The organism is Micromonospora echinospora, from assembly GCF_900091495.1.
Classification (GTDB): domain Bacteria; phylum Actinomycetota; class Actinomycetes; order Mycobacteriales; family Micromonosporaceae; genus Micromonospora; species Micromonospora echinospora.
Map to the genome: position 1 here is coordinate 2,857,472 of NZ_LT607413.1, position 20,847 is coordinate 2,878,318.

General features: G+C 72.9%; 23 protein-coding genes. 14 read left to right on the forward strand and 9 right to left on the reverse strand.

What is annotated here, in order from left to right:
• Positions 1-27 precede the first annotated feature (27 nt).
• The 3 genes from GA0070618_RS13180 to GA0070618_RS13190 form a co-directional block, all read right to left on the reverse strand.
• Positions 28-2,061: an amylo-alpha-1,6-glucosidase gene (locus GA0070618_RS13180; RefSeq protein WP_088981892.1), complete on the reverse strand. Its 2,034-nt coding sequence runs from the start codon at positions 2,059-2,061 to the stop codon at positions 28-30.
• Complete coding sequence (locus GA0070618_RS13185; protein WP_088981893.1) at positions 2,058-2,465, reverse strand: SCP2 sterol-binding domain-containing protein; 408 nt, start codon at positions 2,463-2,465, stop codon at positions 2,058-2,060. Before GA0070618_RS13185 ends, GA0070618_RS13180 begins: the two co-directional genes overlap by 4 nt.
• Before the next feature lie 94 nt (positions 2,466-2,559).
• Positions 2,560-2,934, reverse strand: coding sequence for a DsrE family protein (locus GA0070618_RS13190; RefSeq protein ID WP_088981894.1), 375 nt, complete (start codon positions 2,932-2,934; stop codon positions 2,560-2,562).
• Between the two features lie 12 nt (positions 2,935-2,946).
• On the opposite strand from GA0070618_RS13190, the gene mtfM reads away from it, so the two are divergent.
• The gene (gene mtfM / locus GA0070618_RS35185; protein ID WP_269148487.1) at positions 2,947-3,051 is read left to right on the forward strand and encodes a small membrane protein MtfM; all 105 of its coding nucleotides are present in this window, start codon (positions 2,947-2,949) and stop codon (positions 3,049-3,051) included.
• Between the two features lie 55 nt (positions 3,052-3,106).
• Positions 3,107-3,703: a heme-binding beta-barrel domain-containing protein gene (locus GA0070618_RS13195; RefSeq protein ID WP_088981895.1), complete on the forward strand. Its 597-nt coding sequence runs from the start codon at positions 3,107-3,109 to the stop codon at positions 3,701-3,703.
• Positions 3,704-3,768: 65 nt separating this feature from the next.
• Here the strand turns inward: GA0070618_RS13195 and GA0070618_RS13200 are convergent, their stop codons facing one another.
• Positions 3,769-4,659, reverse strand: a complete 891-nt coding sequence (locus tag GA0070618_RS13200; RefSeq protein WP_231931726.1) for an aminotransferase class IV — start codon at positions 4,657-4,659, stop codon at positions 3,769-3,771.
• 70 nt (positions 4,660-4,729) lie between these two features.
• Between GA0070618_RS13200 and GA0070618_RS13205 the strand changes: the two genes are divergently transcribed.
• The 4 genes from GA0070618_RS13205 (at position 4,730) to GA0070618_RS13220 (ending at position 8,378) form a co-directional block, all read left to right on the forward strand.
• Positions 4,730-5,173, forward strand: a complete 444-nt coding sequence (locus GA0070618_RS13205; protein ID WP_231931727.1) for a Fur family transcriptional regulator — start codon at positions 4,730-4,732, stop codon at positions 5,171-5,173.
• Complete coding sequence (ygfZ, locus tag GA0070618_RS13210) at positions 5,170-6,294, forward strand: CAF17-like 4Fe-4S cluster assembly/insertion protein YgfZ (protein WP_088981897.1); 1,125 nt, start codon at positions 5,170-5,172, stop codon at positions 6,292-6,294. Before GA0070618_RS13205 ends, ygfZ begins: the two co-directional genes overlap by 4 nt.
• A 242-nt stretch (positions 6,295-6,536) precedes the next feature.
• Complete coding sequence (locus GA0070618_RS13215) at positions 6,537-7,364, forward strand: beta-keto acid cleavage family enzyme (RefSeq protein ID WP_088981898.1); 828 nt, start codon at positions 6,537-6,539, stop codon at positions 7,362-7,364.
• A 54-nt stretch (positions 7,365-7,418) separates the two neighbouring features.
• Entirely contained in the window at positions 7,419-8,378 is a 960-nt protein-coding gene (locus GA0070618_RS13220) for an asparaginase (protein ID WP_172900289.1), read from the forward strand.
• Between the two features lie 100 nt (positions 8,379-8,478).
• On the opposite strand, the gene GA0070618_RS13225 is transcribed toward GA0070618_RS13220, so the two are convergent.
• The gene (locus tag GA0070618_RS13225) at positions 8,479-9,270 is read right to left on the reverse strand and encodes an alpha/beta fold hydrolase (RefSeq protein ID WP_088985498.1); all 792 of its coding nucleotides are present in this window, start codon (positions 9,268-9,270) and stop codon (positions 8,479-8,481) included.
• A gap of 255 nt (positions 9,271-9,525) precedes the next feature.
• On the opposite strand from GA0070618_RS13225, the gene GA0070618_RS13230 reads away from it, so the two are divergent.
• The 5 genes from GA0070618_RS13230 (at position 9,526) to GA0070618_RS13250 (ending at position 13,345) form a co-directional block, all read left to right on the forward strand.
• A complete protein-coding gene (locus GA0070618_RS13230; RefSeq protein WP_088981900.1) occupies positions 9,526-10,257 on the forward strand; it encodes a helix-turn-helix domain-containing protein in 732 nt (243 codons plus the stop codon).
• A complete protein-coding gene (locus tag GA0070618_RS13235) occupies positions 10,254-10,940 on the forward strand; it encodes a hypothetical protein (RefSeq protein WP_088981901.1) in 687 nt (228 codons plus the stop codon). The genes GA0070618_RS13230 and GA0070618_RS13235 overlap by 4 nt, the downstream gene beginning before the upstream one ends.
• Before the next feature lie 164 nt (positions 10,941-11,104).
• Positions 11,105-11,419, forward strand: coding sequence for a DUF2516 family protein (locus tag GA0070618_RS13240; RefSeq protein ID WP_088981902.1), 315 nt, complete (start codon positions 11,105-11,107; stop codon positions 11,417-11,419).
• Complete coding sequence (locus GA0070618_RS13245; protein WP_088981903.1) at positions 11,416-12,303, forward strand: alpha/beta fold hydrolase; 888 nt, start codon at positions 11,416-11,418, stop codon at positions 12,301-12,303. The genes GA0070618_RS13240 and GA0070618_RS13245 overlap by 4 nt, the downstream gene beginning before the upstream one ends.
• Before the next feature lie 127 nt (positions 12,304-12,430).
• Positions 12,431-13,345, forward strand: coding sequence for an SDR family oxidoreductase (locus GA0070618_RS13250; protein ID WP_088981904.1), 915 nt, complete (start codon positions 12,431-12,433; stop codon positions 13,343-13,345).
• 70 nt (positions 13,346-13,415) lie between these two features.
• Here GA0070618_RS13250 and GA0070618_RS13255 read toward each other — a convergent pair whose 3' ends face one another.
• On the reverse strand, positions 13,416-14,411 hold the full coding sequence (locus GA0070618_RS13255) for a helix-turn-helix transcriptional regulator (protein ID WP_088981905.1): 996 nt from the start codon (positions 14,409-14,411) through the stop codon (positions 13,416-13,418).
• Positions 14,412-14,506: 95 nt separating this feature from the next.
• On the opposite strand from GA0070618_RS13255, the gene GA0070618_RS13260 reads away from it, so the two are divergent.
• Together GA0070618_RS13260 and GA0070618_RS13265 are read left to right on the forward strand one after the other, a co-directional pair.
• The gene (locus GA0070618_RS13260) at positions 14,507-15,304 is read left to right on the forward strand and encodes an EI24 domain-containing protein (protein WP_088981906.1); all 798 of its coding nucleotides are present in this window, start codon (positions 14,507-14,509) and stop codon (positions 15,302-15,304) included.
• Complete coding sequence (locus GA0070618_RS13265) at positions 15,301-15,810, forward strand: O-acetyl-ADP-ribose deacetylase (protein ID WP_088981907.1); 510 nt, start codon at positions 15,301-15,303, stop codon at positions 15,808-15,810. The genes GA0070618_RS13260 and GA0070618_RS13265 overlap by 4 nt, the downstream gene beginning before the upstream one ends.
• Before the next feature lie 122 nt (positions 15,811-15,932).
• Here the strand turns inward: GA0070618_RS13265 and GA0070618_RS13270 are convergent, their stop codons facing one another.
• Positions 15,933-17,717, reverse strand: coding sequence for a 2-isopropylmalate synthase (locus GA0070618_RS13270; RefSeq protein ID WP_088981908.1), 1,785 nt, complete (start codon positions 17,715-17,717; stop codon positions 15,933-15,935).
• 181 nt (positions 17,718-17,898) lie between these two features.
• On the opposite strand from GA0070618_RS13270, the gene GA0070618_RS13275 reads away from it, so the two are divergent.
• The gene (locus GA0070618_RS13275; protein WP_088985499.1) at positions 17,899-18,567 is read left to right on the forward strand and encodes a FadR/GntR family transcriptional regulator; all 669 of its coding nucleotides are present in this window, start codon (positions 17,899-17,901) and stop codon (positions 18,565-18,567) included.
• Between the two features lie 128 nt (positions 18,568-18,695).
• Here GA0070618_RS13275 and GA0070618_RS13280 read toward each other — a convergent pair whose 3' ends face one another.
• Both GA0070618_RS13280 and GA0070618_RS13285 read right to left on the reverse strand, forming a co-directional pair.
• Positions 18,696-19,613 carry a GNAT family N-acetyltransferase gene (locus GA0070618_RS13280; RefSeq protein WP_088981909.1) on the reverse strand — a complete coding sequence of 306 codons (918 nt, stop codon included), beginning with the start codon at positions 19,611-19,613 and terminating at the stop codon, positions 18,696-18,698.
• A 220-nt stretch (positions 19,614-19,833) separates the two neighbouring features.
• On the reverse strand, positions 19,834-20,841 hold the full coding sequence (locus GA0070618_RS13285) for a LacI family DNA-binding transcriptional regulator (RefSeq protein ID WP_088981910.1): 1,008 nt from the start codon (positions 20,839-20,841) through the stop codon (positions 19,834-19,836).
• Positions 20,842-20,847: the final 6 nt, after the last annotated feature.

A 20,847-nucleotide genomic window follows, 5' to 3' on the forward strand; every position in this document is an offset into this window, starting at 1 on the left:
GCGAGGAGTCGCGCCGGGACGTGGGCGTCAGAGGCTACGGCTGCGACCCAGCGCGTCGACGTGCCCCCAGCGGCCGGGGATGTCGAGCAACTCGATCCGGCCCATCCCGTGCGGCACCGCCGGGTCGATGATCAGGTGCTCGCCCTGCGGCTCCAGGCCGAGGAGCACCCGGAGCATCAGCAGCGGCGCCCCCGCCGACCAGGCCTGCGGGCTGCACGCGGTCGGATACTCGACCGGGTAGTCGGTCAGGCCGCGGTCGTAGCCGGCGAACGCCTCGGGCAACCGGCCGCCGAAGTAGCGGGACGCCTCGGCCATCGCCAGGCAGATCCGGCCGGCCTCCTCGCGGAAGCCGTACCGCCACAGGCCCCACGCGACGATCGAGTTGTCGAACGGCCAGACCGTGCCGGCGTGGTACCCGATCGGGTTGTACCGTCCCTGGTCGGTGGCGAGGGTCCGCACCCCCCATCCGGAGAAGAGGCGTGGGCCGAGCAGGTGTTCGGCCACCTTCCCCGCCCGTGCCTCGTCCACGATGCCGCTCCAGAGCAGGTGACCCATGTTGGAGGAGAGCGCGTCGACGGGTTTGCCCTCGGCGTCCAGGGCGAGCGCGTAGTACTCCCCGTCGGCGACCCAGAAGTCCCGGTTGAAGCGTTCCTTCAACGCGGCGGCCCCGCGTTCCAGCCGGTCGGCCCAGGCCGGGTCGTCGTAGAAGGTCCGGGCCAGGCGGGCGCCGCGCATCTTCGCGTCGTACGCGTAACCCTGGAGTTCGCAGGTGGCCCGGGGGAAGCCGGGCAGCCGGCCGTCGGCGTAGGAGATGGAGTCCCAGGAGTCCTTCCAGCACTGGTTCTCCAGGCCGGTCCGCGGGTTCCGGGTCTCGTACCAGACGTAACCGTTGCCGAGCAGGTCGCCGTAGCTGTCGATCCAGTCGAGCGCGAGCCGGACCGAAAACTCCAACGCCCGGACGAGCGCGGCGTCGCCGCTCCAGCGTTCGTACTCGTCGAGGAGGATCACGAAGAGCGCGGTCGAGTCGGCGGCGCCGTAGTAGGGGGAGTGCGGCTGTTCCTCGAAGCCGGCGGTCTCGCCGTACCGCAGCTCGTGCAGGATCTTCCCCGGCTCCTCGTCGCGGAAGTCGTCCAGTCGCGCGCCCTGGAGTCCGGCCAGGACGATCAGGGTCGGTGGCACCAGGTCCGGCATGAACGGCAGCACCTGGAGACCGGTCAGCATGCTGTCCCGCCCGAAGAGGGTCATGAACCAGGGCAGCCCGGCGGCGAGCAGGCGCACGCCCAGGGTGATCGACTCGTACCGCAGTGCGGTCAGGTCCTTGAGGCTGCGCTGGTACGCCCGCTCCAGCGGGGCGAAGTCGCAGCCCAGCTTCGGTGCGCGCTCGACCAGGCGGCGGTGCTCGGACTCGATGTCCGCCGGAGTGCGGGACCCGCCGAGCGGCAGCGTCGCCCGGATGTCCTCGCCGCGCGCGCCGTAGACGACGGTCGCCACGTGCAGCTGGGTGCTCCACTCCCCGTGCGCCGGCACCCGGACCGTGAACGTCATGCCCCGCTCGTCGATGTGGCCGGGCTCGCTGGTCGAGACCACCGTCTCCCGGAGGAAACGGTCCCGGCGGTACGTCAACCGCAGTTCCCGTGCCCCGACCGTCGCGGTCGAGTCGCCCTTCTGCCGGCGGGCCGACTTGATCTCGAACAGGTCGGCGAAGTCCGCGCCCATGTCGATGCGGAGGATGAACTCCACGTCCCGCCCAGCGTGGTTGAGCACAGCCACCTCCTCGTCCAGCCCACCCCCGATGGTCCGGCTCCGGAGCACCGACACCGTGGCCTCCTGGGCGTGCGCGGGCCGGTCGGGGACGAGGAAGAAACGCGTCCGGTACGACTGCTCCTCGTCGACGTAGAGCGTGCTCAGCCGTTCACCGTCGAGGGTCAGCAGCCAGGTGGAGAGGAACCGGGTGTCGAAGGAGAACATCCCGGTCGGGAAGTCGAGCGAGGGCTCCAGGTCACCCTGCTCGTCGCACACCATGAAGGTGTTGCCGTCGAGGATGCTGACCAGCCGTTTCACCCGGGTCGCCCGCTCTGCGGCCGGATCGGTGGGGGTGTGTGCCGTTCCCGGACGAGGTCCCGGGGGTCGCGGGTGCCCGGCGGCGCGGGGAAGAAGGCCCGGAAGACCAGGAACAGCAGCACGTTTCCGCTGAGCGTGGTGTCGTTGCGCAGCATCGCGGCGACGCCCTGCGCGGTCCCGGTGACCAGCCGGTCGAACAGGTCGGCACTGCTCTCCCAGACCGCGTCGGCCGGCCGCTGTTCCCGGCTGACCTGGATCTCCTGGTCGCGCAGCACCACGTACCAGTGCTCGGTGTGCCCGTCGGCGGCCAGGTTGATCTGGAGCGTCCCGTCGATCGGTCCGCGGATGATGTCCGGGGCGCGGGCCGGCAGGGACGCGAAGAACTGCTCGGTTGCCTCACCCACATCCGCATGGTAGGTGCGAATCGGGCGGACCGGGACGGGATCGGCAGTGCTCCGGCTCGGTCCGGAGCGGTGTGCCCCGTCCGGGGTGAAGGCGTCAGTAGACCAGGGCCTGCGCCCCGTCGGCCATCGTCTCCTCGACGAAGACCGCCGCCCCGGCGATCCGTACCCCCGGCAGCACGTCGCCGGGACCGATGTCGCGGCGGGCGGCGCACTGGGTGCAGGCGGTGACCCGCCCCGAGGCGAGGATCACGTGCAGCAGCTCGGCCAGCGGAGCCGAGTGGGGCAGCTCGAACTCCTGCGCCCGGCCGGGAAGCGCGAACCAGGTCGACTCACCGGTCAACCAGAGCGAGACGTCCACCCCGGCCGCCGCCGCGGTGGCGGCGACGGTGAACGCCTGGGCGCACCGCTCGGGTGCGTCCGTGCCTGCGGTCACCTTGACGACGAGAGTACGTGCCATGGGGGCCAGCATAGGATGACCGCCATGGTCACCGAGATCGGGTTCGTCAGCCTGCTGGTCGCGGGTCTCGGCGCGCTCGCCGGTGGCCTGGTCTACGTAGCCGTACGCATTTCGAGAGGTCACTGGTGAGCGTGAGGAGTGAGCTGGGTTTGCGAGCCCCGCAGTCGCGAACGAAGGTGGTCCGGTGAGCGACAGCGACAACCCCCTGGCCCCGCCGCCGTGGCTGAACGCGCCGCAGGTCGACCCGTACCCGTACGAGGAGAGCCACGACCTGCGGGTCGGGCCGAAGCTGCACCCGACGCTGGACGGCCTGCTGCCGTACATCGGCGTCTGGCGGGGGCGGGGCCGGGGCGGCTTCCCCAGCATCGAGGACTTCGACTTCGCCCAGGAGATCCGGATCAGCCACGACGGGCGGCCGTTCCTCTTCTACGAGTCCCGCGCCTGGATCCTCGACGAGCAGAGCCGCCCGGTGCGCCCGGCCGGTCGTGAGGTGGGCTGGTGGCGTCCGGTGCTCGACGGTGACCGGGCGACCGACGAGCTGGAAGCCCTGATGACCGTCCCGACCGGCGTCATGGAGCTGCACATCGGCAAGCGCAAGGGCACCCAGTTGGAGTTCGTCACCGACGCCGTGGTGCGCACCGCCACCGCCAAGGAGGTGACCGCCGGTCACCGCCTCTTCGGCATCGTCGAGGGCGCCCTGCTGTACGCGCAGGAGATGGCCGCCGTCGGCCACTCCCTCTCCCCGCACCTGTCGGCCCGCCTGACCCGCGTCGCCGGCTGAGCCGCGAACCCCACCCCGGCCCTCCGGGGCGTCCCGCCGCGTCCGGTCGCGGCTGCGCCCGAGGGTCAGGGGTGGGGGAGCAACTGCTGGAGGCGGGCGGTGTGCGGGGACGGGAAGGCCCGGTGCGGGCCGATGCCGTCCAGGGTGCGGATCTCGGCGACCCCCCGCACCGACGACGTGAGCCAGGCGGCGTCCGCCTCCCGCAGGTCACCGGGGCCGATCATCCGCTCCGCCGCGGTGAACCCCAGCTCGTGCGCGTGGGCCAGCAACCAGGCGGCGGTGACGCCGGGCAGGATGCCGGTCCGCGCGGGCGGCACCGTGCAGAGGGTGTCGCCCTCCAGCCAGACCAGGTTCGCCGTCGGCCCCTCCAGGGCGTACCCGTCGGTGGAGACCCAGAGCACGTCGTCCACCCCGTGCCGGACCGCCCAGCGCCGGGCGGCGCTGCTCAGCGCGTACGACGTGGACTTGAACCCGATGGGCAGCCAGTCCAGGCTGGCGCGGCAGTCCGCGGCGACGCCCAGCGGCAGCGTGGCCACCGCGATCCCGAGCCGACGGGCGCGTCGGGTCGGCTGCGGCACCTCGCCCAGCGTGGCGTAGACCGTCGGCGGGCCACCGCCCTCCGGTCCCCGCGTGCAAACCAGTCGGAGCGCCCCTTCCGTCCCGGCCGGCCAGCCCACCGCGACGGACTCCAACAGGTCGAGCAGCGCGGCGGTCGGGGGGAGCCGCAGGTCGAGCCGGTCCGCCGCCCAGGCCAGCCGGGCCAGGTGCTCGCCGACCAGCCACGGTCGACCGTCGCGCAGGTGCATGGTCTCGAAGACCCCGTCGCCGTGCAGCACCCCGAGGTCGTCGCCGCGCAGCACCGGCTGCCCGGCCGGCACCAGCCCCCGGCCCAGCACCGCCACCCGGGGCGGTTCCGCCTGGTGCGTCAGCTCCGTCGTCCCGCTGAGTTCGGTCACGAATGCCGAGCGTAGCGGCGTACCGATGTGGGTGGCCGGACACACGCGGAGACCGCACTATGATCGGACGGTGTCTGAAGCCACCCTCGCCGAGCTGCTGCGCTCCCGTGGGCTGCGGCTGACCCCGCAGCGGCAGTTGATCCTCCAGGCGGTGCTGGACCTGGGGCACGCCACACCGGAGCAGGTGCACCACGCCGTCCGGGAGGTGGCCGCCGGAGTCAACATCACCACGATCTACCGCACGCTGGAGCTGCTGGAGAAGCTGGGGCTGGTCAAGCACACCCATCTGTCGCACGGCTCGCCGACCTACCACGCCGCCAACGAGCACCAGCACGCCCACCTGGTCTGCCGGGAGTGCGGCATGATCGACGAGGTGGAGCCGGAACTGCTGCGTCCGGTCGCCGACCGGCTGGCCGCCGAGCGTGGCTTCCAGGCCGACATCGGGCACGTGGCGCTCTTCGGCATCTGCGGGGACTGCGGCAACGGCGAGCACGGAAACGGGGAGCAGGCATGATCGAGATCGCGGGAGCCGTACCGGTCGAGGCCATCGACGCCGAGACGCGGGACCAGCCCGAGCCGGCCCACCGGGCGGCCGGGGTGCGGAGCGTCGCCGCCCACTACGGCGACCCGCTGCGCGAGCAGCGCACCCTCGCCACCGGCGTCGGCCTGGTCGACCGTTCACACCGGGGCGTGGTGGCGGTCCCCGGCGAGGAACGCGCCGGCTGGCTGCACACCCTGACCACCCAGCACCTGGCCGACCTGACCGCCGGCGAGGGCACCGAACTGCTCGTGCTCTCCCCACACGGCCACGTCGAGCAGCACGCCGTCGTCGCCGAGGACGGTGACACCACCTGGCTGGACACCGAGCCGGGGGCCACCACCGGTCTGCTGACGTACCTGGAGCGGATGCGCTTCTTCAGCAAGGTCGAGCCCCGGGACGCGACCGCCGAGCGGGCACTGCTCTCCCTGGTCGGCCCGGACGCCACCGGGGCGCTCGACGCGCTCGGCGTGACCGGGCTCGCCGAGCCGGACACCCTCGCCGTGCCGGGCCCGAAGTTCCCCACCAGCTCCGTGCCACCCCGCCCCACCGTCCGGTACGCCGTCCGTCCGCTGCCCGCCGGCGGCTGGGCGCGACGCGGCCCGCTCGGCGTGGACCTGCTCGTCCCCCGGGAAACCATGGACGACGTGGTCGCCATGCTGCGCGCCGCCGGGGTGCCGGTCGCCGGCCTGTGGGCGTACGAGGCGCTGCGGGTGGCCGCCCGGCGGGCCCGGGTCGGGGTGGACACCGACCACCGGACTATCCCCGCCGAGGTGGACCTGATCGCCCCGGCCGTGCACCTGGCCAAGGGCTGCTACCGGGGCCAGGAGACGGTGGCCCGGGTGCACAACCTGGGGCGTCCGCCGCGTCGCCTCGTCCTGCTGCACCTCGACGGGGTGACCAGCGACCGCCTTCCGGCCGCCGGCACGCCGGTGACCCAGTCCGACGGTCGGGCCATCGGCTTCCTGGGGACCGCCGTGCAGCACTTCGAGCTGGGGCAGATCGCCCTCGCCGTGGTCAAGCGGAACGTTCCCGACGACGCCCACCTCCTCGTCGGCGAGGCTGCAGCCGCCATCGACCCCACCCCCGCGCCGTAGCAGCCCGCGCCACGCCGCACCGCACCACGCCGCACCTCGCCGGGGTGGAGTGGGGTTAGGTGGTAGCAGGGGCCCCCTGTTACCGCTTTTTGCGTAGCAAGGGTCCCCTGCAACCACCCCAGCCCGGCAACCACCTCTCCCCGGCAACCACCTCTCCCCGGCAACTGGATCGACGTTCGTACGAGCTGTTTCCGAGCGGCGCACGATCGACCTGGCCTGACCAGCGGTCTAGGATCGCCGACATGACAACAGGGACGTTGATCACGGTTGCCCCGACCGGTGCCGAGTCGGCCAAGGCGGAGGTGCCGGCACTGCCGGTGACCCTCGACGAACTGCTGCTGACCGCCAAGGAGTGCGAGGCGCTGGGCGCCGCCGTGATCCACGTCCACATCCGTGACGACGAGGCGAAGCCCACCCTCGACCCGGGACGGCTGCGCGACACGGTCGCCGCGCTGCGGGAGAACACCGGGCTGATCGTGCAGCTCTCCACCGGTGGCGCGGTGACGGACCCGGAGGCCGCCCGGCTGGCCGTGCTCGACGCCCGACCGGACATGGCCTCCTGCACCATGGGCACGGTCAACTTCGGCGACGACGTCTTCCTCAACCGCTGGGAGTTCATCGTCGACCTGCACACCCGGATGCAGGAACGTGGCGTCGTCCCCGAGTACGAGATCTTCGACCTCGGTCACCTCACCGCCCTCCAGCGCCTGCTCGGCAAGTACGGGCTGCCGGCCGGCGGGCACGTGCACGTCGACTTCGTGATGGGGGTGCCGGGCGGCATGCCGGGCACCACCGAGGCGCTGGTGGCGTGCCGCCAGGCGGTGCGGGACCTGCCGGAGGGCGCCACCTTCTCGGCCACCGGCATCGGTCGCAGCACCATTCCGGTGATGCTGTCCTCGCTGGCCACCGGCGGGCACCTGCGGGTCGGCATGGAGGACACGGTGACCTACGCCAAGGGGCAGCCGGTCGAGTCCAACATGCAACTCGTCGCCCGTGCGGTCGCCGCCGCCCAGCTCGCCCAGCGTCCGCCGCTCACCCCGACCGAGGCCCGGCAGCTGCTCGGGATGTAGCCGCAGGTGGGGGCCGGGTCGTCGAGGATGCGGACACCGGTACCGTTCCACCCCGTGGGAATGACGTACGCAGGTGGCGCGCTGCTCGCCGAGGTGGTCCGGTCCGGATTCGTGGAGGGCCTCCACCACGGCTCGGTGGTGGTGCTGGACGCGTCCGGCGAGGTGGTCGCCGCCGCAGGTGACGTCGTCGGCCCGATCTTTCCCAGGTCGGCGAGCAAGCCGATGCAGACCATCGGCATGCTCCGGGCCGGGCTGCGGCTGACCGAGCCGGCCGACCTTGCCCTGGTGTCGGCCAGCCACGCCGGGGAGGACTTCCACCTGGCCCGGGTCACCGCGCTGCTCGCCGCCGCCGGGTTGGACGGGTCGGCGCTGGCCTGTCCGCCCGACCTGCCCCTGGACGAGACCGCCCGGAACGCGGTGCTGGCCGCCGGCGGCGGGCCGGACCGGATCGGGATGAACTGCTCCGGCAAGCACACCGGGATGGTGCTCACCTGCCTCGCGGCCGACTGGCCCACCGAGGGGTACCCGCATCCGGAGCACCCGCTGCAACAGCGGATCCGGGCCACCGTCGAGGAGATCACCGGTGAGCCGGTCGCGGCGGCCGGGGTGGACGGCTGCGGGGCTCCGGTGCTCGCGGTCTCGCTGACCGGGCTGGCCCGGGCCTTCCTGCGGTTGGTGCAGGCGGAACCCGGGACGCCGGAGCGGACCGTCGCCGACGCGATGCGGGCCCACCCCGAGGTCGTCGGGGGTACCCGGGCGGAGGACAGCCGGTTGATGCGCGGCCTGCCGGGCACCCTCGCCAAGATCGGCGCAGAGGGGATCATCGCCGCTGGCCTGCCCGGCGTCGGCTCGGTCGCCGTCAAGATCGATGACGGGGCGACCCGCGCCCGGATGCCCGTGCTGGTCTCCGCGCTGCGCCGGCTCGGTCAGGACGCCCCGATCCTGCACGAGTACGCCGAACTTCCGCTGCTCGGTGGCGGCGTGCCGGTCGGCGCGATCCGTCCGACCTGGTAGCAGCCCCGGACGCCCGGCCACCGCCGGCCGGGCCCGGCCACGGCAGGAGGCTCTGTCCTGCCCTGACCGGGGACCTCCGGTCAGGGCAGGACGTGGCGGTTCAGGGCAGGAAGTCGAGCAGGGCGGCGTTGACGGGCGCGGGCCGTTCCAGCGGGAGCAGGTGGGCGGCGTCCGGTACGTCGGGGAGGCGTACCGCGTCCGGTGCGGTCGTGGCGATCAGGTCGGCGAGCCGGCCGATGTCCGGCAGGTCCGCCGCGCCGGCTGCCGCCAGCACCGGCATGCGCAACTCGTGCAGGCGTTCGATCGCCGGGGGCTCCAGGACGGTCACGTCGACCGCGCTGAGCATGTGTTCGGTGGCGAGAGCCCGCTCGTCCATCTCCTCGGCGAAGCGCAGCAGCGCGGGATCGACGTCCTCCGGCCGCCGGTCCGGGCCGACCACCCAGAACCGCACCTCGGCGGCGGCGCTGGCCGCGTAGTCGTCCGGGTCGACCTCGCCGACCAGGGAGTCCCACAGGTCGTTCGTCTCGTCCGACCACTCGTGCCCGGTGACGGCGGTGCCGAGGAGCGCCAGCGCGGACACCCGGTCCGGGTGGGTCAGCGCGGTGTCGATCGCCACCGCGCCACCGAACGAACAGCCGACCAGGGCGGCCCGTCCGACGTCCAGCGCGTCGAGGACGCCGACCACGTCCGTGTGGTGGGCGAAGGGGGTGGGAGGCAGCTCCGAGTCGCCGTATCCGCGCAGGTCGAGGGCGATCACCCGGTGCCGGGTGGCGAGGGCGGAGACCTGCTCCCGCCACATCCGTCGGTCCGCGATCCCCGCGTGCAACAGGAGGACGGCCGAGCCGCTGCCGGTGTCGTCGTACCCGAGACGGGTGCCGTTCACTTCGATCATGGCCACCGGGGGACGCTACCGGACCGGCCCGCCCGGCCCGGGCATCGGGCGGGCAGACCGTCCGCCCGGCCCGGGCATCGGGCGGGCAGACCGTCCGCCCGGCCCGGGCATCGGGCGGGCAGACCGGCCCTCCCCGCTCCGGCATCGGGCGAGCGGCCCGGACCCGGACACCTCTGCCGAAACGATCTGAGACGTCGCTAACTCTGGTTAGCATTCTGCTTGCAGGAGTTAGCGCGAGGGGGTTAGCGTCGGGGCATGGCCACCCCGAAGGACCTTCCCCGCGACGTCGGCGGTTTCATCCGTGACCTGCGACGCAACGCGAAGATCTCGCTCCGGCAGCTCGCCGAGCAGGCCGGGGTGAGCAATCCGTACCTCAGCCAGATCGAGCGCGGCCTGCGCAAGCCCAGCGCCGAGGTGCTCCAGCAGCTCGCCAGCGCGCTGCGGGTCTCCACCCCGGCGATGTACCTGCGGGCCGGGCTGCTCGACGACCGCGAGGGGCAGGGCGTGCTCGCCGCGATCGCCGTCGACCCGGACCTGACGATGGCGCAGAAGCAGTCGCTCACCCAGATCTACGAGACGTTCCGTCGGGAGAACGTCCGGCTCGCCGAGGCGACCGCCGCCGCCGAGCAGAACGCTCCCGGCTCCGCCACCGATCGGAACGCCTCCGGCTCCACCACCGCCACCGATCGGAACGCCGCCGGAGCGGCCCCCACCGTCGCCGAAGCGGCCCTCGCCACCGCCGCTGATCCGGCCCTCGCCGGTCCGGCGGCCGACGCGGCGGCCACGGTCAACCCGGCGGCCACCGGCCCGACCACCGAGGGCGGCACCCCGACCGAGGCGGTGCTGGAGTCGGTGGCCGTCACCGAGGCCGGCCCGGCTCCCGCCCCCGGCACCCGCCCGGCCGGTCGGACCCGCGTGCGCACCACCCCCCGGAAGACCACGAAGAAGGCGACCGCCCCGGCGGTCGAGGAGGAGAACCCGTCATGAGCCAGCCGAAGACCAGTCGCATCCCCGCCCCGATCTACGCCGCCGCCGGTGCCGGTGACCTGGCGCTGGAGCAGCTCCGCAAGCTCCCGTCCGTGGTCAGCGACCTCAGCGGTCGGGTGGTCAACGACCTGGGGGGCAAGGCGGTGGTGACCGGATTCGAGTTGCGGCAGAAGGCCACCGAGACGCTGAAGACCGCCAACCTGACCGCCACCGGCCTCCGCGAGAAGGCGGTCGTGGGCGACCTCGACCTGGACCGGCTGCGTGGACTCGCCGGTCGGAACGCCGCCGTCGTGCTGGCCGGCGCGCAGGCCGCCCAGGAGCGGGCACTGGCCGCGTACGGCGCGCTGGTCGCCCGGGGTGAGCGGGTGGTCGGTGCCGGTGTGCTGGAGGCCGCCGAGACCGTGAACGCCGACATCGAGACCACCGAGGCGACCACCGTGTCCCCGGGCACCACCGCCCCGGCGACCACCGTCCCGGCCGCCGAGGTGACCACCGAGGCCGCCCCCGCCCCGACCGCCGCTGTGGCGTCCGAGGTGACCGCCACTCCGGCCGACGTGGCCGAGGTGGCCCAGGCCAAGCCGGCTGCCGTCAAGCGGACCCGGGCCACCAGGACCGGCACCACCGACACCCCGTCGGCGAAGCTGCCCAAGGCGACCAAGCGGAGCCGTCCGGCCGTCGACTGAGCGGACCAGCCGTCGACTCGGCGGCGACCTGTCCGCCACTGCGCGCGGGCCTCGGTGCCGCCACCGGGTACGACCCCTCGGCGGTGACCGGACAGCCCCACCACCGGCGACCCCGGAAGAGTCCTGTCGGACGATTCCGGGGTCGCCGGCATAAGCTTGCCCACATGGCCAACGCCGCGCCGATCTTCTTCCTCGATGTCCGCTACGTGATCGAGCTGATCCTGCTCGTCTTCGCGCTGATCGTGCAGGGCGTCGCGCTGGTGCACGCGATCACCCAGCGCGCCGACGCGTTCCCCGCGATCGGCACGCTCCCCAAGGGCGGGTGGATCGCCATCCTGGCGGTCTGCCTGGCGCTCACCCTGCTCGGGTTCGGCCCGATCAGCCTCTTCGGTCTGATCGGCATCGCCGCCGGGCTCATCTACCTGCTGGACGTCCGGGTCGGGTTGCGTGACCTCTCCGACGGCAAGGGCTTCTGGTGAGGGATTTCCGCTGGCCTCCGCCGCCCGACGGCGGGCCACGCACGTGGGGGCCCGGCCCGGGTGCCCCGCGTACCGGCCGACCGGCCCTGCCGGAACCGGAGACCGAGCTGGTCACCACTCCGCACGGCGTCCGACTGGAACGGCTGGTGACCGGGTCGGGCGAGCCGAGCACCGTCTTCGCGCACGGCCTCGCCAACGGCATCGCCACCACCCGGCCGTTCGGCAGCGCGGTCGCCGGCCGCCGGGTCTTCTTCCAGTTCCGGGGCCACGGCCGCTCCGACACCCCGCCCGGACCGTGGAGCTACCTCGACCTCGCCCGTGACCTGCGGGCCGTCGCCGACCTGAGCGGGGCGACCCGGGCGTTCGGGGTGAGCCTCGGGGCGGGGGCGCTCTGCCGGCTGCTGGTGGAGAGCCCGGAACGCTTCGAGCGGCTGGTCTTCTTCCTGCCGGCGGTGCTGGACCGGCCCCGGGACACGCGGGCCCGTTCGTGGCTGGCCGACCTGCTCACGGCGGTCGAGAGCGGGGAAGCCTCGGCCGTGGCGGACGTCGTCTCGGTCGAACTGCCTCCGGCCGTCCGCAACACCCCGGCCGGGTGGGCGTACCTGCGGCAACGGCTGGACCACCTGCTCCGTGACGGACTCGCGGCCGAGCTGGCGGCGCTGCTGGAGCAGGCCCCGCTACGGGACGCCGCAGCGCTGAAAGCGGTCACCGCCCCGGCGCTGGTGATCGGCTGCACCGGGGACGACCGGCACCCGGTCGAGGTCGCCGAGGCACTGGCCGAGGCGCTTCCCACGGCCACCCTGCACGTGTACGACCGGCCCGGCGTCCTCTGGACCGACCGGGCCGACCTCCGGGACCGTATCTCGGCCTTCCTCAACGACTGACTGGCTGCCGGGCACCGGTTGGAGACGCGGCTGGACGCCGCGGCCGGCCGGACCGGATCGCCGGCGGCCGAAAGGGCCGGCGGAAAGGTGACCCGAACTGTCAGGTAACGCTGACAGGGTCGAGGGCATGACGAAACCGTTGACAGGGAAGACCGCACTGGTCGCCGGGGCGACACGGGGCGCCGGCCGGCAGATCGCGGTGCAACTGGGCGCGGCCGGGGCGACGGTCTACGCGACCGGCCGGAGCAGCCGCGCGGGCCGGTCGGAACTGGACCGGCCGGAGACCATCGAGGAGACCGCCGAGCTGGTCACCGCCGCCGGAGGCAACGGCATCGCCGTCCGCGTCGACCATCTCGTACCCGAGCAGGTACGTGACCTGGTCGCCCGGATCGACGCCGAGCAGGGCCGGCTCGACGTGCTGGTCAACGACGTGTGGGGCGCCGACCCGTTGATCACCTGGCACACGCCGGTGTGGGAGCAGCCGCTCGACGCCGGCCTCCGTACGCTCCGCCAGGCGATCGACACCCACATCACCACCAGCCACTTCGCGTTGCCCCTGCTGATCCGTCAGCCGGGTGGGCTGGTGGTGGAGATCGGTGACGGCACCACCGCGTACAACGACGACAACTACCGCGTCTCGCTCTTCTACGACCTCGCGAAGGTCGCGGTCAACCGGCTGGCCTTCGCGCAGGCCCGCGAACTGGAGCCGCACGGCGCCACGGCGGTCGCGCTGACCCCCGGTTGGCTGCGCTCGGAGATGATGCTGGAGCACTTCGGGGTCACCGAGGAGAACTGGCGGGACGCGCTGGAGAAGGAGCCGCACTTCGCCATCTCCGAGACGCCGGCCCTCGTCGGCCGGGCGGTCGCGGCGCTGGCCGCCGACTCGGACCGGGCCCGCTGGAACGGCAGCTCCGTCTCCAGCGGCGAACTGGCCCGGGTGTACGGCTTCACCGACGTCGACGGCAGCCAGCCGGACGCCTGGCGGTACGTGGTCGAGGTGCAGGACGCGGGCAGGCCGGCCGACGTGACCGGCTACCGCTGACCGTCGTCCGGCCCTCCGGCACGGTCCCCGGCGGCGGGGGCCGTGCCGCTCCGCATCTCGGCGGCCAGGGTCAACCGCTCCCGTCCGACCGGCGGTCGTCGCGATAGAGCGCGGCCAGCCGGTCGGCGGCGGCGGCCATCCGGGTACGCAGGTCGGGCGGGTCGAGCACCTCCACCTCGGGCCCGAGCGCGAGCAGCATGTCGTACGCCACTTCGACGGACTCGACGGGCAACCGGGTCACCACCCGGCCCTGCCCGTCCGGCTCGCCGGCCCCGGCGACCGCCTCGTCGTACGCGAACGGGGCGTGCGCCACGTGTCGCAGCGCGCGCAGTCCCGCCGGGGTGAGCCGGACGGTGACCCGCTCGGCGAGCATCTGCCGGAGGAACACCTCGGCCTGCTCCCGCCAGTAGCCGCCCAGGTCGAACCCGTCTTCCCGGTCGAAGGTGTCGTCACCCACCAGCACGTCGACCACCCGGTCCACCCGGTACGTCCGGTAGGCGGTGCCGATCCGGCCGACGAGGTACCAGGTGCCGCTCTTGAGCACCAGCCCGTACGGCTGCACCGTGCGGACGACCTCCCGCTCCCCGCGCCGGTACCGCAACTCCACCACCCGGTCCCGCCACACCGCGCCGGCCAGCTCGGCCAGCCACGACGGCGGTGCGGCGTGCCGGAACCAGCCCGGCACGTCCAGGTGGAAGCGCTGCCCGGTCCGGGCCGGCGCGTCCCGCAGCGACGGCGGGAGCGCCGCCAGCACCTTCAGCTCGGCGGCGGCGACGGCGTCGGCCAGTCCCATGTCCCCGGCCGGCCCGCGCAGTCCGGCGAGGAAGAGCGCCTCCGCCTCCTGCCGGGTCAACCCGGTCAGCCGGGTCCGGTACCCGCCGAGCAGGCGGTACCCGCCGGTCCGTCCCCGGTCGGCGTAGATCGGCACCCCGGCGGCGGAGAGCGCCAGGACGTCCCGGTACACCGTCCGTTCGGAGACCTCCAGTTCCCGGGCCAGCTCGGCGGCGGTCATCGCCTCCCTCGACTGGAGCAGCAGGAGCAGTGAGATCAACCGGGACGCGCGCACCCGGCCATCCTGCCCGGTGCGGCCGGTCGGCCACGGTGGACACCGGCGGGTCGGCCGACCGGTGGACTCCGACGGCGGCGGATAGGCTCCGGTGCGTGGACACACCCAGGGTCGCCGCGCCGACCGCGAGCGCCGTCGGCCGGTTCTTCTCCGGGGCCGGGTTGCTCCTGCGCGGTCTCGGCCTGTACGCCCGCAACCCCCGGCTGATGCTGCTCGGCATCCTGCCCGCACTGATCACCGGCGCGCTCTTCCTGGCCGCCTTCGCCACGCTGGCGTACTTCGTCGACGACCTGGCCGCGCTGGTCACCCCGTTCGCCGACGACTGGTCGGCGACCGCGCGCAACCTGGTCCGGGTGATGGCCGGGCTGGCGTTGCTGGGCATCGGCGGGCTGGTCGGGGTGCTCACCTTCACCGCGGTCACCCTGGTCGTCGGCGACCCGTTCTACGAGAAGATCTCCGAGCGGGTCGAGCAGCGGTACGGCGGCACCCCCGGCGAGGTCGAGGTGCCCTTCTGGAGTTCACTGCGTCGCAGTGTCGCCGACTCGCTGCGGCTGGTCGCGATCTCGGTGCTGATCGGTCTCCCGCTCTTCGCGGCCGGCTTCATCCCGGTGGTCGGGCAGACGGTCGTCCCGGTGGTCGGGGCGGTCGTCGGTGGCTGGTTCCTCGCCCTGGAGCTGGTCGGCGCCCCCTTCTACCGGCGCGGCATGCGGCTGCCGGACCGCCGTCAGGTGCTCCGGGCCGACCTGCCGACCTCGCTCGGCTTCGGGGTGGCGGTCTTCGTCTGTTTCCTGATCCCGCTCGGCGCGGTGCTGATCATGCCCGCGGCGGTGGCCGGCGCGGCGCTGCTGACCCGACGTCTCCTCGGTCAGCCCGTCCAGGAGGTGCATCCGTGAGGATCACCCTGGTCGAGGGGGACATCACCGAGCAGCGGGTCGACGCGATCGTCAACGCCGCGAACTCCTCCCTGCTCGGCGGCGGGGGCGTCGACGGCGCGATCCACCGTCGGGGCGGCCCGGCCATCCTCGCGGAGTGCCGGGCGCTACGTGCCTCCCGGTACGGTCGCGGCCTGCCGACCGGGCAGGCGGTCGCCACCACCGCCGGTGACCTGCCCGCCCGCTGGGTGGTCCACACGGTCGGCCCGGTCTGGTCGGCCGCCGAGGACCGTTCGGCGCTACTGCGTGACTGCTACGCCAACAGCCTCCGGGTCGCCGACGAGCTGGGCGCGTCCGTGGTCGCCTTCCCGCTGATCTCCGCCGGCATCTACGGCTGGCCCGTCGACGACGCCGTCGGCCAGGCGCTGTCGGTGCTGCGCGCCGCGACCCCGGCCACCGTCACCGAGGCCCGGCTGGTGCTCTTCGGCGCCGCCACCTTCCGCACCGCCGAGCGGGTGGCCGGCTAGCTGTAGAAGGCCAGGACGTTGTGGACGCGCAGCGGAGACGCGGACGCCCGCGCCGACTCGCTGCCTTTGCCGTGCACCCGCCAGCCGCCGCCATCCGGGATTGCCGTGCATCACGGCCGCACTCAGGCCGAGGCGAGAGCCGTGGTGATGACGCGGGCCGCTTGAAGTACCGCGTTCACGCTCGCGGTGAGCACGGAGCGGTCCCGGCCACCCGCCCAGTGCGTGCCGTTGGCATCGCGGTACTCGATGAGCGTGAGTGCTTCGCTGTCGTTTCCCGTGGTGAGCGAGGTCTGGTGCAGGGAGACGATCTCGACGGCGATGCCGTGTTCGCGCAGCAACTCGGTCACGGCCTCGACCGGACCGACGCCGTCGTAGCTGCCGTGGTGATCGGTGTCGTCGATGCGGATGCCGACGCGTATGCGAGCACTGCCGTCGTGGCTCTCGGTCTGCAACTCGATCAGCTCGATGCCGCCGCCGTCGGCGCGCAGATAGCTGTGCTCGAACAGTTCGAGTAGCTGCGGCGCGTCGATCTCGGCACCGGTGATGTCCGTGTGCTGCTGGACGTGGCGGGCAAAGTTGATCTGGAGCCGACGGGGCAGTTCGATGCCGTAGTCGGCCTCCAGCAGGTAGGCGATGCCGCCCTTGCCGGATTGCGAGTTGACGCGGATGACGGCGTCGTAACTGCGGCCGATGTCGGCGGGGTCGATGGGCAGGTAGGGCACCCGCCACTCGATCTCGCTCGCCGGCCGCCCCTCGGCGGCGGACCTTGCGCGATGTTCGGCGAATCCCTTCTTGATGGCGTCCTGATGGGTGCCGCTGAACGCGGTGTGGACGAGGTCTCCGACGTAGGGGTGCCGCGGGTGGATCTCGATCCGGTTGCTGTACTCGACCGTGCGGCGGATCTCGTCGATGTCGGAGAAGTCGATCATCGGGTCGATGCCCTGGGCGTGCAGGTTCAGTGCCAGCGTGGCGATGTCGACGTTGCCGGTGCGCTCGCCGTTACCGAAGATGCAGCCCTCGACCCGCTGGGCACCGGCAAGGACGGCGAGCTCGGCGCAGGCGATGCCGGTGCCTCGGTCGTTGTGCGGGTGCACGGACAGGATCACGGCGTCGCGGCGGGCGAGGTTCTTGTGCATGTACTCGATCTGGTCGGCGTACACGTTCGGCGTCGAAATCTCGACCGTGGCCGGCAGATTGAGGATGACCGGCCGCTCGGGGATCGCCTCCCACAGCTCGGTCATGGCGTCGCAGATCTCGATGACGTAGTCGGGTTCGGTGAGGTTGAAGACCTCAGGGCTGAATTCGAACCGCACATTGGGCAGGTGTCCGGCGAGTTCGAGCACGTCCCGGCCGCCGGCGAGGATCAGCTCGCGCAGCTCATCGCGTTCCTTGCCGAGCACGACGTTGCGCCAGACGGGCGCGGTGGCGGTGTACATGTGGACAACCACCGGATTGCGGATGCCGTCGATGGAGGCCACGGTGCGTTCGACGAGGTCGCGGCGGGCGGGGGTGAAGACGACGATCGTGACGTCCTCGGGCGCTATGTCGCTCCCGGCGATGAGGCGGACGAAGTCGTAGTCGGTTTGCGAGGCGGAGGGATAACCGACCTCGATCTCCTTGTAGCCCATCTGGACCATGAGCTCGAAGAAGCGACGCTTGCGCTGCGGGTCCATCGGCTCCGCGAGTGCCTGGTTGCCGTCCCGCAGGTCGACCGGCACCCACAGCGGGGCGGCGGTCAGGCGTTTGGTGGGCCAGTCGCGCTCGGTGAGCGGAACGTCGACGCGGGCGTACACGTCCTGGTAGCGGTGGGAGGGCATCTGCGAGTGCCGTTGCCGGTTCCAGGCTGGCGCGGCTGCGGGGATCGGGCCGGCCGGGGTGGAGATGCGGGCGAACATTGCGCTGGTCATGTCGGGGTCCTTCTTCGATTCGGTGCTGGCAGACCGGCGCAGGTAGTGGCTCCACGTCGGGGAGCCGGTCTGGCTAGGCCCCGCCGTGGCAGCGAAGAAGGAGGAGTCCGCATGCGAGCACGGGTAGAATCTAGCACAGCTCCTCAGACAAGTAGAGCGGTGGCGAGAGGAAGTGCGGCAGATGGTCCAGGTCAGTCGGGCCCCGTTGGCCGATCAGGCGGCGGAACTGCTGTTGGAGCGCATCCGGGCCGGTGAATGGGCCTTGGGCGCGAAGCTGCCGGGAGAGACCACCTTGGCGCCGCAGCTCGGGGTGGGGCGTTCGACCGTCCGCGAGGCGATCCGTCAGCTCGCCGGCCGTGGTGTTCTCGCCTCACGGCAGGGTGCCGGCGTGTTCGTCACGGCCCTCGACGTGCCGGAGGACTGGGGCGGGGTGCTGCGCCGAGCCGACATCACCGCGGTGATCGAGGCGCGCATCGCGATCGAGACCGAGGCCGCGGCCCTCGCCGCCGAGCGCCGCACGCCGGTCGAGCTGCGTGCCATGCGCCGCGCCCTGGCCGAGCGCGCGAGCCGTCGTTCCGGGATCGAGGAGCACGTCGACGCCGACACGGCCTTCCACCGCAGCATCGTCATCGCCGCGCACAACCCGATCCTCACCGAGCTGTTCGACGGCTTCACCCCGCGAAGCAGACAGGCGATGATCGAGATGCTGCGCATCCGCGGCAACGTCGGAGACGCCGCCGACCAAGCCGCCCACGAACGCCTGCTGGACGCGGTCGTGGGCGGCGACGCCCAGGCGGCGGCCGAGCTCAGCCGCGCCCATCTCGTCGCGATGAAGGACGCGATGAGCTGACCGCCCCGGTCGCCGGTATCAGCTCGTGGCTACCTGTACCTGCTGTCCGCCGGTGAGTGCGATGAGCTGGTCGAAGGCTCCGCCGTGGCTCCGCCCGCCACGTGCCCGCCTCGCTTCGCGTGGCCGGTTCAGCCCGTCGCCGGCACGTCGCGCAGGCAGGACCAGAGCGTCGCCACCGGCCGGTAACCGAGTCGCGCGTTGATCGCCAACATCGGCGCGTTCGCCTCGTCGTTCGAGGTGTACGCGCGGGTCACGCCGGCCGTGCGGGCCCGGTGCAGGGCGGCCAGCTTCGCCAGCCGGGCCAGCCCCCGTCCCCGGTACGCCGGCAGCGTGGCGGTCATGTCCGACCACATCCGTTCGCCGTCCCGCTTGACCAGACTGAACGCGACCAGTTCGCCGTCGACCTCCACCGCTGTGCTGGCGTGGCGGTCCAGCCCGACGTTGTTCCAGACCTCGTAGCACCAGTGCTCGTAGCTGAGGGCGTCGGAGGCAACGTCTCCCGGCTCGTCCGCGCTCGCCGCAGCGAATGCCTCGTACAGGCGACGCGGTTCCAACTTGGTCAGCGCGGGTGTCCGTACCCCGGCGGGAAGGGCCGGCGCCGGTGGTGGCGTCCGCAGGTCGAGCAGGGCGTAGCGGAGCGCCCGGCTCGGAGCGAAGCCACGCTTCTCCGCGAACCGCAGCGAGTCGACCGACACCCAGGTGCGCAGCCGGTGGAGGTTGAGCGGCGCGAGGTGGTCCAGGGCCGCGTCCAGCAGGGCGGTGCCCAGCCCGCGCCCACGGTGCCCGGGATGGACGTGCAGCATGGCGATCTCCCCGGAGCCCGTCGCCGACGTGCGGACGTTCCGGTACGCCGACACCCAGCCGACGACCGTCGAGTCGACCTCGGCCACGAAGGCGGTCCACTCCTCCCCGGGCGGGGGTTCGCTGATCATCTGGCGGGTCGACTCGACACCCCGGACCAGGTACGGGTGGACGACCGCGCGGAGCGCGACGACGCCCGCCGCGTCGTCGGGGCGGGCGGTGCGGACCAGGTCGGGAGCAGCCATCCCGGTACGGTACGGCCCGCCTCACGCCTCGGGCCACGGCGTTTCCCGCCGCGCCTCGACCCGCCGCACCTGGATTGCCGTGCCTCGGCATACGGCATGTCGGGGTGTCCGGGCCGGGTAACACCCCGACATGCCGCATGCCGTGTCGATCATGTGGGCCGAGGGCAGAGCACGGCCGAGGGCAAAGAGGCAGGGGAGGGCGGCACCGGGACCGGGACGGTCAGGCGGAGGCGCGCAGCACCAACTCGGTGGGGAGGATCAGGGCGGGTTCGACGGTCTCGCCAGCGGCGATGCGCAGCACCTGGCGGGTGCCGGCCCGACCCAGCTCCAGAATCGGCTGCCGGACGGTGGTCAACGGCGGCTCGGTGTAGGCGGCCGTCTCGATGTCGTCGAAGCCGATCACGGCCACGTCCTGCGGCACCCGCCGGCCGGCCTCGCGGAGCGTCCGCAGGGCGGCGTGCGCCATCAGGTCGCTGGCGGCGAAGACGGCGTCCAGGTCGGGGTCGGCGGCGAGCAGTTCGCGCATCGCCGCCGCGCCGGACTCCCGGGTGAAGTCGCCGTACGCCACCAGCTCGGGCAGGCCGGCGGCGGCGACGGTGTCCCGGTACCCGGTGAGACGCTCGATGCCGGCGACCATGTCCTGCGGGCCGGCGATGGTGGCGATCCGCCGCCGGCCGGTCTCGACCAGGTACCGCACGGCGCGGGTCACCCCGCCGACGTGGTCGACGTCGACGTACGGGACCGGGGAGTCGCCGAGCCCGCGCCCGCTGCACACCACCGGGATCCCCAGCCGGGAGAGGCGGGCGGGGAGCGGGTCGGCGCCGTGCAGCGAGGCGAAGAGCACCCCGTCGACGTGGCGGCCGGTGGTGTACCGCTCCACCCGCTCCCGCCCGGCCGGTGAGCCGGCAAGCATCAGCACGAGCTGCTTGTCGGCGGCCTCCAACTCCTGGCTGACGCCCCGGATGATGCCGGGGAAGACCTGGTCGTCGGAGAAGACCCGGGTGGCCGCCTCGGGCATGATCAACGCGATCGAGTCGGTCCGCTGGGTGACCAGGCTGCGGGCGGCCAGGTTCGGCACGTACCCCAGCTCGGCCACGGCCTGGTGCACGGCGGCCCGGATCGGCTCGGCGACCGTGGTCGAGCCGTTGACCACCCGCGACACGGTCGCCCGCGACACCCCGGCCCGGCGGGCCACCGCCTCCAGCGTGGGTCGCTGCGCCGTCGTCATCCCCGT

What these genes read in the sequence shown, in the direction of transcription:
- GA0070618_RS13190 (WP_088981894.1), bottom strand. Translation starts at nt 2,934, where the DNA reads ATGCTGGCCCCCATGGCACGTACTCTCGTCGTCAAGGTGACCGCAGGC.
- mtfM (WP_269148487.1), top strand. Translation starts at nt 2,947, where the DNA reads ATGGTCACCGAGATCGGGTTCGTCAGCCTGCTGGTCGCGGGTCTCGGC.
- ygfZ (WP_088981897.1), top strand. Translation starts at nt 5,170, where the DNA reads ATGATCGAGATCGCGGGAGCCGTACCGGTCGAGGCCATCGACGCCGAG.
- GA0070618_RS13215 (WP_088981898.1), top strand. Translation starts at nt 6,537, where the DNA reads ATGACAACAGGGACGTTGATCACGGTTGCCCCGACCGGTGCCGAGTCG.
- GA0070618_RS13225 (WP_088985498.1), bottom strand. Translation starts at nt 9,270, where the DNA reads ATGATCGAAGTGAACGGCACCCGTCTCGGGTACGACGACACCGGCAGC.
- GA0070618_RS13230 (WP_088981900.1), top strand. Translation starts at nt 9,526, where the DNA reads ATGGCCACCCCGAAGGACCTTCCCCGCGACGTCGGCGGTTTCATCCGT.
- GA0070618_RS13235 (WP_088981901.1), top strand. Translation starts at nt 10,254, where the DNA reads ATGAGCCAGCCGAAGACCAGTCGCATCCCCGCCCCGATCTACGCCGCC.
- GA0070618_RS13240 (WP_088981902.1), top strand. Translation starts at nt 11,105, where the DNA reads ATGGCCAACGCCGCGCCGATCTTCTTCCTCGATGTCCGCTACGTGATC.
- GA0070618_RS13250 (WP_088981904.1), top strand. Translation starts at nt 12,431, where the DNA reads ATGACGAAACCGTTGACAGGGAAGACCGCACTGGTCGCCGGGGCGACA.
- GA0070618_RS13270 (WP_088981908.1), bottom strand. Translation starts at nt 17,717, where the DNA reads ATGACCAGCGCAATGTTCGCCCGCATCTCCACCCCGGCCGGCCCGATC.
- GA0070618_RS13275 (WP_088985499.1), top strand. Translation starts at nt 17,899, where the DNA reads ATGGTCCAGGTCAGTCGGGCCCCGTTGGCCGATCAGGCGGCGGAACTG.
- GA0070618_RS13280 (WP_088981909.1), bottom strand. Translation starts at nt 19,613, where the DNA reads ATGGCTGCTCCCGACCTGGTCCGCACCGCCCGCCCCGACGACGCGGCG.
- GA0070618_RS13285 (WP_088981910.1), bottom strand. Translation starts at nt 20,841, where the DNA reads ATGACGACGGCGCAGCGACCCACGCTGGAGGCGGTGGCCCGCCGGGCC.